Here is a 13498-nt window from a genome sequence, read left to right on the forward strand (position 1 = left end):
TTAAACCTCGAAGTTCAAGAAATCTGCTGGATCATTTGCTCGGCTGATGCAGGTTTACCAAACCAATACCCTTGCCCTGAATTACAGTTCAAACCTTTGAGTAACTGTAGCTGTTCGGGGGTCTCAATGCCTTCTGAAACCGTGATCATATTTAAACTGCTGGCCATGCTGAGGATGGCTGAGATGATCTGAAAGTCGCGATCTTTTTGCGATAATCGATTGATAAAAGAGCGATCGATTTTCAAGGTTTTAACTGGCAACTTGTGCAGATAACTAAAGGATGAATAGCCGGTGCCGAAGTCATCAATACAGAGGTGAAAGCCTCGCTCGGCCAAGGCTCTAATCACTTCGGTAGCCAAAGCATTATCTAAGAGAGCAGTTTCAGTGATTTCGAGCCTTAAATGCTGGGGCGACAAGCCGTAGCGGTTGAGGAGTTGTTCTAATTCTTCGGGCAAGGTAGATTGCGTAATTTGCGACACCGACAGATTGAAGCCGAGGTAAAAATCTTCTCTCACTTTGCCCTGCTGACGCCACTCACGCAGTTGCTGACAGGCGGCTTCGAGCAGTTGTTTGCCAATGGGTAAAAGCAGGCTGGTTTCTTCGGCCACTGACAGAAATGAGTGGGGCAAGAGTAGGCCACGCTCTGGGTGCTGCCACCGTATGAGGACTTCGCAACCGATGGGTTGATCCGTCGTGAGATCGACAATGGGTTGATAGTAGGGCTGAAACTCTTGGGCGATAATGGCGCGATTGAGGTCGGCTTCGACTTGCAAAAGTTCGATGCTGGCCTGCTGCATGATGGGATTAAAGATGCTGTAGCAGCCTTTGCCGTTGGCTTTGGCGTTGTACATGGCGATATCAGCATCGCGCAAAATGTGTTCGGGCTGCTGATGTTGCACAGGATTACTCAAGACAATGCCCACACTGAGGCTAATAAAGGCTTCGCCATGGGGCAGGTGAAAACCAGGGCGAATGGCCTTGATGAGCTTTTCGGCACAGGCGATCGCGGCTGCTTGCGACTCCACTTGGGGCAGTAAGACGACGAACTCATCGCCACTAAACCGGGCCAAAACATCTTCTGTGCCCAACTCCTGGCTTAAGCGCCCGGCCACCTGAATGAGTACCTGGTCGCCGACAAAATGACCGTACGAATCGTTGATCAGCTTGAAGCGATCGCAGTCGCAAAACAGCACCGCAAACCGGTAGTCGGGATCCGTCTGTACGGCTTCCAGCAGACGTGCGATCGATTCCATCAGCAGCGATCGGTTGGCTAAGTCTGTGAGCTGGTCATGATAGGCCGCCTGGGTGAGTTGAGCGTTCGCGATTTGCAAGGCTTTGGTCCGCTCTTTAATGATTTGCTCCAGCGTCAACAGGGTCTGCCGGGCCAGCACCTGATTGCGCACCCTCACCAATACCTCAGCCATTTGAAAGGGTTTAGTAATGTAGTCAACGCCACCGACATCAAAGGCTTTGACCTTATCAAAGGCATCGCTTAAGGCGCTGAGAAAAATAATGGGAACGTCAGCCGTCACCTCATCGGCTTTGAGTTCTTGGCAGAGAGTGTAGCCGTCCACTTCGGGCATACAAATATCGAGGAGGACGACATCGGGTAACATCGCCGCGATCGCAGTTTTGGCCATGGCGGCGTTGACAGCTTTGCGGACACTGTAACCGTTCGTCTCCAAGATTTCGGATAGGAGGGCGATATTTTCGATGGTGTCATCGACAATCAATATATCGGCCTGTAACGGGGCAGCCAAAGTCTTCTGCAGGGTCGTACTCATTAATTTTTCTCAGGGCGACAATTCAAGTCAGCAATGCATCGCTATTTCACTTTCTCTTCAGATCTTCCCAACAACTCTAGAACTTGGTCGAATCTGAACACATCTGCAAGTTGGTAGAGTTTCTCCGCCAATATCGCATGGTCTGAATTAATTTGTTCTATTAAGGTGCGGAGTTCTGTATCACTACAGCGGGTAGCGGCTGTTCGTAACTGATCACGCCACTCTAGCGGCATCTTGAACAGGCTAGCGACAACGGCAGCGGCGTTGGTCGCCTCAGCCTCAGCCGGGATGAGGGTGGGTTCGTCGGTGGCGTAGCAATACTGCAAATTCAGATGGGTTTTCATCAAATTAAAGAGATCCTTCGATTGGAAGGGTTTGCGCAGAATTGCATCACAACCAGCGGCCACAATATCAGTGTGGCTTTCTTCAAAGGCGGTGGCGGTGAGGGCCAAGATGACGGTGGGCGAGAGTTGGCGATCGCGTTCCAACTGGCGAATGCGGCGGGTGGCCTCGTAGCCATCCATCACGGGCATCCGCATGTCCATCCAAATCAGGTGGGGCTGCCAATCTTGCCACAGGGCGATCGCTGCTTCACCGTTGGGGGCCTCGCGGATGTCAAAGTTGAGGGGGGTGAGCACATCGAGTAGCAGCACACGGTTAATGGCATTATCTTCGACCACCAGGCAACGCAGCCGGGGTTGTCCAGGGGCAAGACCGATGACGTCGTGCTCAGTTTGCGGTTCCTCCGCGAGGGCTGGCGTCATCGTGGGCGTCGCCTGGAGCGTGAACGAGAAGCAGCTGCCCTGGCCCAACTCACTGGTCACGTTGAGATTCCCCCCCATCTCCTGCACATATTGTTGACAGAGAGCGACGCCAAGCCCGGTACCCTGGCCCGATTGCCGACCCGATTGGGTTTGCTGAAAGGGGACAAACAAAGCGTCGATTTCTTCGGCTGAGATGCCCATGCCCGTATCTTCCACGGTGAATTGGAGGACGATCGCTTCGGGATGCTCACGGTCGATAGCCTGGGTTGCGACTGCTGCCGTGAGCTGCACATACCCCGACTGAGTAAACTTGATGCCATTGCTGAGGAGATTGAGCAGAATCTGCCGCAATTTGCCTTGGTCCGCCAGCACATATTGCGGTAACTCCGTCGCGATGACGAGTTTTAGCTGTAAGCCTTTTTTGTCGGCTTTTACCCGCAGCATATCTTGCAGCGTATGGAGCAACCGCCATAGGTTAAACTCCTCTGGATTGAGCTGGAACTTACCCGCTTCAATTTTGGACATTTCCAGCACATTATTAATCAGCCCCAGCAGATGTTCGCCGCTGTTGTTAATGATCTCGACGTAGTTTTGTTGACGACTAGGCAAATGATCATTGCGCTGGAGCAATTGAGAAAAGCCGAGGATCGCATTCAGCGGGGTGCGCAATTCGTGGCTCATATTAGCCAAAAACTCACTCTTAGCCTGGTTGGCCCGCTCGGATTCTTCTTTGGCGGCCTTGAGTGCTTGGGCTTGTTGGTGAGTGCGGGCAAATAAATCGGCCTGTTTGATCGCGATGCCGAGTTGGATGCCAATGCGCCCCAGCATCTGACATTCGCCCGGTTGCCACTGGCGCGGGCCATCGTTTTGATAACAAGAGAGCAATCCCCATAGTCGATCGTTTAAGAAGATCGGGACGATGACATAGGCCCGCGCTTGCAGGGCTTTGAGCAGGTCAAGATAGCAGTCATTAAATCCTTTGGCATAAACATCTTCCACCGCGATGTAGTCAATGCCCTGGGCGTAAATGCCCCCCTGGCTTTCTTGCAAGTAGGTATCGCGGATCGCAGTCGCATCGACGGCTAAACGACCCGGAATACATTGATCTTGTTGCAGCAATTGCTCTTGCCAAGGGCCGACAGCGGTTTTTTGCAACAGGGCTTGCCACGGGGCATCGACAGCCTCGGCGATGACCTCACCACTCCAGTCCGGTTGGAATCGGTAAACGATGACGCGATCGCACTGAATCGCCTGGCGCACCTCTTTGACCGTGCTGCGAAAAATTACGTCGAGCTTCATGCTGCGACGCATCCGTTGCAGCACTAGCGACGTGGCTCGTTCTTGTTGGGCGATTTGGGCCAGTTGCACGTTACGCTGGCTCAGTTCCTCCGTGCGCTGAATGACCTGCTGTTCCATGCCCGCATAGGTGGCGCGCAATTCGGCTTCGGCCTGCTGGCGTTGCAACTCAGCCGTCGCCCGCGCGGCAAAAATGTTCATAATCGCTTCGGCTTCGTCAGGACGCGGTAAGGGGCGATCGTGCAATACGCAGAGCGTCCCCATGACCTCACCCGTATCAGTCAGTAACGGCACGCCGAGATAAGACTCCGCGTTGGCCTCAGTCAACAGGCGAGCAGTGGGAAACTCGGTCTGAATCGCCTCCGGCCAATAATGGGGCTGCCCCGTGGCGATCACCTGGCTACAAGCGGTGCCTTGCCGCGCCACTCGAAAGTTGCCACAGACTTGGCCATTGCCCCACACGGCCAGCGCCTGCAGGGTGTCCGTTGCCGACTGATATTCCGAAATAAATGCACAGTTCACTTTGAGGGCTTGGGCCATATTTTTGGCTAGCGCGGCGAAGAAGGCTGCTCCGGTGGCCGACGCCGTCCCTTCTACAAGGCGGTGCAGCGTCTCCTGAGAGTCTTGGCGGGCAGTCATTTCTGCTTTTAACTGTTGATTGAGATTTTCCAGCTCTTGGGGCGATCGCAGCGCCAAAAACTGCGGCATCCACTCCACCAGCTTGAGCGCCGTCACCACAGAGATGAACGCAGTCAACGCCCGCGCTGTACCCGCCACCCAATAGTTGGGAAACCACAATACCCAAATATCGAGTAAATGCCCTATGCCACATAACGCAATAAACGCCCCAAAGAGCAAGAACACTGGCGTAAAGGGCGTATCGCGGCGGCGGCGCACGAAATAGACCAGCATGATGGGAATTGAGAAATAGGCCAGAACAATTAACAGGTTGCTGACCACATGCAGCGTGACTAAGGGGGTTTGCCATAAATAGCAATGCCCATGGGGAATATAAGCATTCTGGGCTTGCGCTAACCAAGCAGTGCTACCAACTGTATTCCAAGCCGCCCCGGCCATATGTTTTACCCTCTATGCAAAAGCCTGGTCATAGTTTGCCCATTTGCCATACCAGAGCTTGATTGTTGCCAGTTATACCATCAGCTTACTGAGAGTTCAGGAATACCACACAAACTATCTAGACCTTTAATCAGGTTGGGGACACTGCCCCTACCTCTGCTGAGGGTTTCCACCTCAAGGGACGGCAATTTCGTCAAACACCAAAAAAGCGGGCTAGACCAATCTAGCCCGCTCATCGTGCAACAGAATTATCTGCTTTACACCTTCAGCGCGGCTTGGGATTGGTCGTATTCCGGCACAGTGACAGGTAAAGGTTTGACCTTCCAAATGTCTTCACAGTACTCACTGATGGAGCGATCGCTGGAAAACTTGCCCGTCCGGGCCGCATTCAAAATCGACATGCGGGTCCAGTTGTCCTGGTCGCGGTAGGCCGCACTGACCTGATCTTGACAATCAATGTACGCCTGATAATCAGCCAATACCAAGAACGGATCATGGTGCAGAAGATTATCTAACAGGGGTCGGAAGAGTTGTGGATCGCCATGGGAAAAATGCCCGTGGGCAACCAAATCGAGCACGGCTTTCAGCGTGTCATTGCTGTCGTAATAGTCCCAAGGGTTGTAGCCGTTAGCTTTGAGTTCTTGCACTTCCGGCGTCTTGAGGCCAAACAGGAAGAAGTTTTCCGCCCCAACTTCTTCGCGAATTTCGATATTCGCACCATCCAACGTGCCAATGGTGAGCGCCCCGTTCATCGAGAACTTCATGTTGCCGGTGCCGGAGGCTTCTTTACCAGCGGTGGAGATCTGTTCGGACAGTTCCGCCGCAGGATACACTCGCTGACCAAAAGTGACATTGTAATCGGGCAGGAAAACGACCTTCAGGCGATCGCGCACGTCCGGGTCATTATTCACCACGTCTCCTACGGAGGTGATGAATTTAATGATCAACTTCGCCATCGTATAGCCCGGAGCCGCTTTACCCCCAAAGATAAAGGTGCGCGGGGTAATATCCGCATTCGGATTGGCCTTGATCCGGTTGTACAGCGTGATGATGTGTAGCACCTTCAAGTGCTGGCGCTTGTACTCATGGATGCGCTTGACCAAGACATCAAACATCGACTCAGGATTCACCGTGATCCCCGTGCGACGCTGAATGTGCTCGGCCAGGTCGCGCTTGATGGACAGCTTGATTTGCCGCCACTCATGACGGAACGCCGAATCATCCGCATACTGTTCCAGACCCTGCAGCTCATGGAGATGCTTGATCCAGCTGTCACCAATCTTGCTGCTAATCAGGTTAGATAACCGAGGGTTCGCCTGCACTAGCCAGCGCCGGGGAGTGACGCCGTTCGTTTTATTGTTGAACTTTTCAGGAGACAGTTCGTAGAAGTCCTTGAGAATGGTGGACTTCACCAGTTCGGTGTGCAGCGCCGCCACGCCGTTGATGGAGTAGCTGCCCACACAGGCGAGATTCGCCATGCGCACCGAGCGACTGCCGCTTTCATCAATCAGCGATAGCCGTTCGAGGTGACCTTCATCCCCCATGAATTTCACCCGCACTTGATCCAAAAAGCGACGGTTGATTTCATAGATGATTTCGAGGTGACGGGGCAAGATACGCCCAAATAGATCCACCGACCACTTCTCTAAGGCCTCGGGCAGCAAGGTGTGGTTAGTAAAGGCAAAGGAGCGACTAGTGACGTTCCAAGCGTTGTCCCACGCCATGTCGTGCTCATCGATCAGCAGTCGCATGAGTTCGGCCACGCCGATCGCAGGGTGAGTGTCGTTGAGCTGCACCGCAAACTTTTCGTGGAAGGTGTTGAGCCGCCGACCGCTGGTCAGATGAACGCGGATCATGTCTTGCAGCGCGCAGGAGACGAAGAAGAACTGCTGCATTAAGCGCAACTCTTTGCCCTGCACTTGCTCATCATTGGGATAGAGCACTTTGCTGATATTCTCAGACACGATCTTTTGATCAACCGCACCGTAGTAGTCACCCACGTTAAAGACTTGGAAATCGAAGGACTCGGGCGCTTCCGATTTCCACAATCGCAGCGTGTTGACCGTATTGACCTTGTAACCCGTGATGGGGGTGTCGTAGGGGATGCCTTTAACGATTTGGGCTGGCACCCACCGAACTTTGTATTGCCCTTGGTTATCCACATAGGGCTCAGTGTGACCGCCGAGCTTGACGGTGACGGCAAAGCTGGGGCGAGCGATTTCCCACGGGTTGCCAAACTGAAGCCATTTGTCGGTCATCTCGACCTGCCAGCCGTCGCGAATATCTTGGTCAAAGATGCCAAATTCGTAACGGATGCCGTAGCCGATCGCGGGAATTTCCAAACTGGACAGGGAGTCCATGTAGCAGGCGGCCAAGCGACCCAAGCCACCATTGCCTAAACCGGGCTCTTCTTCTTGATCAACCAGGGCTGAGTAGTCCAGGTTCGATTCTTGAACCGCTTGCCGCACTTCGTCCTGAATCCCCAGATTGATCAGGTTATTTTCCAGGTGTGGGCCGAGCAAAAATTCCGCTGAAAGGTAGGAAACAATACGGGTCTCGGGCACCAGGTAGTTCTTTTTGGAGTAGAGCCAGCGGGGCATCAGGCGATCGCGCACCACAAAGGCCAGGGCCAAATAAAAGTCATTGCGAGAAGCATGTTCGGGCAGTTTGCCCTGAATGTAATAAAGGTGGTCCGTTAAGGCGCGGCGCAGGGTTTCTACGCTCAGGCCAGTGCGATCGTCTTCAATCGTAATGGGACAATTCACTAAAGAGTCAGCAGTCACCATATTTCAGGTTCCTCCAAGGGTTGGGACAAGATTTAGGAAAACAAAGCTAATTAAGGCATTGGGTCTGATCGTTGTGCCAGACGGCACATCAACTTTTCAGTTTTAAAGGGGGATGAGAGTCATGCAGTTATAAAAAGTTTGGGGCCACGGACGGCGATCGCTGACGGGGGCAGGGGGCGAGGATTACCCACAAGCGGCCACCGAGCTTGAGGACATCAAAGACTGTCAAGAATTAGCCACGCTATTTTTTTGCCACGGTAGCAATTGATCGTGGCACCTCAGCTGATTTCATAACAATTTATAAAGACTGGATAGCACTGACTTTTTCCCTATCGACTGTTCATGCTCTCAGCCCTTCCCGGGAAAGCGGCAAATTCACCCGCAAAATTTAAGACTCTGACGCTGCCTGGGCCGTCACGATGAGTTTCGAGGGGAAGCGGCGATCGCCCTCCAGGGTGATGCCGCGATCGTTGGCCGCCAAATGTCGCAGGATTTTGTACACCGATTCCACCTGATCGGCGACTCCAGCTGTTTCTGCCACGGTGGCCAATGGTAGGGGCTGATCCAGCGATCGCACCACGTCCAAGATGCGGCGCTGCAAGTCGAGAATGGTCGCCGCTGCTTTTTTGCCCGCTTCGACCCCAGGTTGGTGATAGGCGTTGATATTCACGAGCGAAGCATAGAGCCCCACGGCCCGCTCGTACAGCGCGATCAGCGCTCCCACGGTGCGGGGTGTCACCTCGTTGATGGTGATAGTGATAGATTCCCGCTGATTGTCATAGAGCGCGGCCCGCGTGCCCTGCAAAAACCCGTTCAAGAAGTCCCCCGAGGTGGCATCGGGTTCGACCTCAATGGATGGCCCTTCGCGATCCTTCAAAACTTCAATGAACGTGGCAAAAAAGTTAGGAACACCTTCTCGGAGCTGCTGCACATAGGCGTGCTGGTCGGTGGAACCTTTGTTGCCGTAAACGGCGATGCCCTGATGCACGACGTTGCCATCCAGGTCTTTTTCTTTGCCCAAAGACTCCATCACCAACTGCTGCAAATAGCGGGAAAACAGCAAGAGACTGTCTTTATAGGGCAACATCACCATGTCCTTTTCACCCTGGCCGTTGCCGGCGTGATACCAGGCCAAGGCCAGCAGCGCCGCCGGATTAGTGCGCAAATCAGCGACCCGGGTGGCGGCATCCATTTCCTTAGCGCCGACAAGCATGGAGCGGATGTCGATGCCCAACAGCGAGGCCGATAGCAGACCGACTGCGGACATTTCAGAGGTGCGGCCCCCCACCCAGTCGAACATGGGAAATTCGGCGAGCCAGCCCTCCATCCGTTCCAGCTCGTCCATCTTGCTGCCGATCATGGTGATGGCCACCGCGTGGGAGGGAAAATCCAGTCCCAGATCTTCAAAGCGGTGCTTGACCTCCAACATCGCGTTGCGGGTTTCGGGGGTGCCGCCCGACTTGCTGGTAATCAGCACGAGGGTACTTTTCAAGTCATCGCCCAAGCGATCGAGCACCAGATCCAACCCAGCGGGATCGGTGTTGTCCATAAAGTAAATATCCATCATGGGGTTGATGGGAGCGAGCGCTTCGGACACAAATTCGGGGCCGAGGGCGGAGCCGCCAATGCCCACGGAGAGAATGCTGGTGAATTTGTCTGCTTCCGCTGGCTTAATGGTGCCCGCATGAATTTGCTGGGCAAAGTCGTCGATTTCGTCGAGGACGGTGGTCACTTCTTGGCCCAAATCGTCGGGTGCCAGGTCAGGGTCGCGCAGCCAGTAGTGGCCGACCATCCGCTCTTCGTCGGGGTTAGCGATCGCGCCCCCCTCTAACGCCGTCATGTCGGCAAAGGCTTTTGCAAACTTGGGGGTCAGGCTGTCGACAAAGGCAGCATCAAAACCCATGCGGCTGATATCGACATAGAGATCAAGCTCGGCATGGTAATACAGCCAGTCTTCGTAACGCTGCCAGAGTTCGGTGGCATTCATGGAGAATCCTCAAGTTGCACTGCTTTCGTTGGGGTGTAGCTGATCGGAGGTGATGGGCGATCGCTTTTACCATAACCAATGATTTTTCCGCAGACAGAAGATTTAAGACTCCTTTTTCAATTCTGTTGGGGGTGAGGCGGGAGCTGTCAGGCCGTCAGCCACCGCGATGACTCCCCAAAGCTCGGGGCGATCGCGGCGCGTTATCCGGCAGCGGCAGCAAAGGCTCGTCGCCCCGAAAATTTCCCCAATTGAATTTGCAGAAAAGTGCGCCACATCAGGGTTCTATTGTTACACTCTGAAGCACTTAGACTGACTGTACTACTCCCATTCACAATGGCAACGCGCCGCTTTTATCGCAATCTGGCTGCTAAACGCCGACAACGCAAGCGTCGGGCCACCTTTCTCTCGATTTTGGCGATCGCGGGTGGGGCTTTGCTGCTGCAAGCTTTTAACATTGCGGCGAGTTATCTCGAAGTACCCGCCCCCCTGGGCACGATTCAAGTCGGCAAGACCCTGACCGAGGGCACCACCCTCATCGGTCTCCAGGATGTCAAAGCGGCCAATGGTCGTCCGCAGATTTCGCCCTTGCCCCAAGCCCAAGAAGTCTGGGAATGTGAGGTCGTCGTGGTCGGCGGTACCTTAGGAGGCGTCGCCGCGGCGACCCACGCCATGCGGACGGGAGCCCAAACTTGCCTGATTGAGGTGACGCCCTGGCTGGGAGGACAAGTGAGTTCCCAGGGGGTCTCGGCCATTGATGAGTCGCGATCGATGCGGCAAATACAGAATTTTTCGGAAAGCTGGCGCGAGTTCAAGCGGTCAATTCGCAGTCAGCCGGTGCGGCTGCCGGGGTGGACGGGGATGAGCGATCGCCAATTCACCTACGAAACCAATAGCTGCTGGGTCGGCTCCCTCTGCTTTTTGCCCCGGGCAGGAGCCAATGCCTCCGAGCAACTGTTGCAGTCGGCCTTAGCCGCATCGCCCCAGAGCCGCTGGGCCACCTCGACCGCCTTCAAAGGTGCAGCCTTCGACACATCGGGGCGCAACATCACCGCTGTTTACGCTGTGGGCCGGACGCCCAAGAACGACAATTACCTGCCCAAAGGGCGGCTATCGCAAGAGCTGTACGACTGGTATGCCTGGTCGAGCAGCGACCTCTATGACAAAAAGCCCATTCGCCTGCAACCGCCCGCCGGTCAGCGGATGATCGTGATCGACGCCACCGACACCGGGGAATTTATTGCTTGGGCCCAGATCCCCTTTCGGGTGGGCTCCGACGGCAAAGACGTGCTGGACGAGCCGAATGCCCCCGTGCAGTCGAATCCCGCTTGCACCCAGGCGTTTACCTATCCCTTTGTGATGGGCATCGTCGACGACGAGGGCGGCAGCAAACAGGCCCTCGCCCGCTTAGAAACCAGCCTGCCCAAAGATGAACATCGCAAAATGTTTGGCATGGAAGGGTTTCCCATGTTTAACAATCGCAGCTTGTTCAATTACCGCCGCATCATCAGCCGCCAGACCGGGGAAGGATCGGTCGCCCGCACCACCACCGGCGAGTTGACGATGATCAACTGGACGGAAGGCAATGACTGGAACATCATGGACGATGCCCTGGTGATGACCCAGGATGTATTGCAAGACACGGGGCAATATCAAAACTGGATGGGGGGGCTCTCGATTCAAGCGCTAAAAAATGGCGAGAACCATGCCCTGCTGTTTGCGGAATGGCTGATCGATCAGCAAGCGACGGATGAGTTTCCCCTGACGTTTTTATACGGGCCGGATGCCCCCATGTGGACCCAGTCGGGTCTCAGCATGGTGCCTTATATTCGCGAAGGGCGACGAATTATCGGTCGGCCCGCCTATGGCCAAGAACAGTTCATGATGACGGAGCGCGATTTGCGGGTGGATATTGACGGAGGACGCGAGTTTGCCCCCACCGCGATCGCCCTCACCCACTACGACATTGACATCCACGGCTGTCGTTGGCGTAACTGGGCACCCTCGTACGAAGCCACCCGCGCCAGCGTCAACGAACGGCTAGCTCGACCGTTACCCATTCCCATTGAGGCGTTGATCCCCGTCGGGGTGGATAACCTGATCATCGGCGGCAAAAGCATTGCCGGGTCGCACATTGTGAATGCCATGACGCGGGTGCATTATGGCGAATGGAGTGTCGGGGCAGCGGCCGGGGCCACCGCTGGCTGGTTGACTGAAAAAGCTCAACCCGTTGATCTCACGCCCTCCCAAATCGTCGTGACGGATCAGATCGGTGACCTGCAAAACTTCTTGGTCGATCAAAAACTGCGCTACTACTGGTAAAAGAAAAACTGGTAGAGGACGAATTTGTGGTCAAGGGTCTGTGGCAAGCGAGGTTAACGAGACTGCGCTACGGTTGGCAGCGATCGCGGCGGGGCCGCTCCCTGCTGTTGGGACTCGTGGCTGGCTGCATTCTGCTGACCCTAACCGGCTGTGACTTGCCCCAGGTCAGTGCCGAAGAGCGGCTATTTTTGCCCCTGCAAATTGAGCTCCTGGACGTAGCGACGCTGCCCCCACAAACCTTTGCCGATACCCCCGTCGGCGGTCTGTCGGCCCTCACCTACGATCGCCAGCAAGATGTGTTTTACGCCCTGTCAGACGATCGCGGTCGCCTCGCGCCGCCCCGGTTTTACACCCTGAAGATCGCCACCGACGTCAGTGCGCCGGAAGCGCCCACCATTGGGAGTATTGAGGTGCAAGCAGTCACCACGCTGAAAGATCAGGCGGGGAATGACTATCCCAGCGATCGCCTCGATCCCGAAGGCATGGTCCTCTCACCGCGCCAAACGGTGTTCATCTCTAGTGAAGGCGTGCCCGCCACTCAGGCTCCCCCAGCACTAAACGAGTACGATCTCGCCACGGGTCGCCTGCAAACCGAGTTCCGGCTCCCCGCTCGCTTCCTACCCGCGGTCGCCACCGAGGCTGATCCCGAACCGGAAGCGCGGGGCATTCGCGAGAATCTCGGCTTTGAGGCCCTGACCCTGGGGCCAACGTCCAGTGCCGGAGCCTTTGAACCCTTTCGCCTCTTCATGGCAACGGAATCAGCCCTCGCCCAAGACTTTGATCCTGACCCTGCGAATCCCCTCGCCAACCGTTTTGTGCATTACCTCATCGGGCCAGATCAATCCACCTTCATCTCTGAATACGCCTATCCCCTGAGTCTTGAACCCCTGGGCACTGTGGTGAACGGCTTGACGGAGCTGGTGGCGATCGACCAGGGCGGGCATTTTCTCGCCCTCGAACGGGTGTTGGGCATTCGGGGCTTTATCGTCAAACTTTTTCAACTCGCTACGGGCGGCGCAACTGACATTTCCACGGTGCCCGCGCTGCCCACCCTCGACAACCTCAACCCGATTCAAAAACAGTTGTTGCTGGATTTCACAACGCTCGATCTGCCGGTGGATGCGATCGATAACTTGGAAGGCATGACTTTGGGGCCACCCCTGCCCGACGGCAGCGCCAGTCTGTGGCTGATTAGTGATAACAATTTTTCTCAGGATCAAACGACTCAGGTGTGGTTATTTCGCCTTGCGATCGGGTAATTAATCACCACTGAACTCTGGGCTTTCTCTACCCCCAAAAAGTTGCCGAATTATCCTCTGCCCCGAGGGTGTGCTTCATAATCGCGGGACGTCTTAAAGCCCAATGATTTGACCACAATGCCTCTGGGCAAAGAAAACCCCAAGTTACCAACCCCGACCCGAGACTTTTTCAGGACACTATGTTTAGGGGACACAAAACTGATACATTAAGCGGGTATTGGCGATG

General features: G+C 55.0%; 6 protein-coding genes. 2 read left to right on the plus strand and 4 right to left on the minus strand.

What is annotated here, in order from left to right:
* Nucleotides 1-14 precede the first annotated feature (14 nt).
* From JUK32_RS17755 to JUK32_RS17770, 4 genes are all read right to left on the minus strand, one after another.
* Nucleotides 15-1784, minus strand: coding sequence for an EAL domain-containing response regulator (locus JUK32_RS17755; RefSeq protein ID WP_204140200.1), 1770 nt, complete (start codon nucleotides 1782-1784; stop codon nucleotides 15-17).
* Nucleotides 1785-1825: 41 nt separating this feature from the next.
* Nucleotides 1826-4921: a GAF domain-containing protein gene (locus JUK32_RS17760; RefSeq protein WP_204140201.1), complete on the minus strand. Its 3096-nt coding sequence runs from the start codon at nucleotides 4919-4921 to the stop codon at nucleotides 1826-1828.
* A gap of 257 nt (nucleotides 4922-5178) precedes the next feature.
* Entirely contained in the window at nucleotides 5179-7707 is a 2529-nt protein-coding gene (locus tag JUK32_RS17765; RefSeq protein ID WP_204140202.1) for a glycogen/starch/alpha-glucan phosphorylase, read from the minus strand.
* A 388-nt stretch (nucleotides 7708-8095) separates the two neighbouring features.
* On the minus strand, nucleotides 8096-9694 hold the full coding sequence (locus tag JUK32_RS17770) for a glucose-6-phosphate isomerase (protein WP_204140203.1): 1599 nt from the start codon (nucleotides 9692-9694) through the stop codon (nucleotides 8096-8098).
* A gap of 333 nt (nucleotides 9695-10027) precedes the next feature.
* Here JUK32_RS17770 and JUK32_RS17775 point away from each other — a divergent pair, with 333 nt between their 5' ends.
* A complete protein-coding gene (locus tag JUK32_RS17775) occupies nucleotides 10028-12013 on the plus strand; it encodes an FAD-dependent oxidoreductase (RefSeq protein WP_204140204.1) in 1986 nt (661 codons plus the stop codon).
* Nucleotides 12014-12039: 26 nt separating this feature from the next.
* Nucleotides 12040-13272 (plus strand): esterase-like activity of phytase family protein, encoded by a 1233-nt coding sequence (locus tag JUK32_RS17780; protein WP_309224571.1) that lies wholly within the window; start codon nucleotides 12040-12042, stop codon nucleotides 13270-13272.
* Nucleotides 13273-13498 lie beyond the last annotated feature (226 nt).

It is taken from the genome of Halomicronema sp. CCY15110 (assembly GCF_016888165.1).
Lineage (GTDB): Bacteria > Cyanobacteriota > Cyanobacteriia > Phormidesmidales > Phormidesmidaceae > Halomicronema.

Coding starts and splice junctions, on each gene's coding strand:
- JUK32_RS17755 (WP_204140200.1), bottom strand. CDS start 1,784: ATGAGTACGACCCTGCAGAAGACTTTGGCTGCCCCGTTACAGGCCGAT.
- JUK32_RS17760 (WP_204140201.1), bottom strand. CDS start 4,921: ATGGCCGGGGCGGCTTGGAATACAGTTGGTAGCACTGCTTGGTTAGCG.
- JUK32_RS17765 (WP_204140202.1), bottom strand. CDS start 7,707: ATGGTGACTGCTGACTCTTTAGTGAATTGTCCCATTACGATTGAAGAC.
- JUK32_RS17770 (WP_204140203.1), bottom strand. CDS start 9,694: ATGAATGCCACCGAACTCTGGCAGCGTTACGAAGACTGGCTGTATTAC.
- JUK32_RS17775 (WP_204140204.1), top strand. CDS start 10,028: ATGGCAACGCGCCGCTTTTATCGCAATCTGGCTGCTAAACGCCGACAA.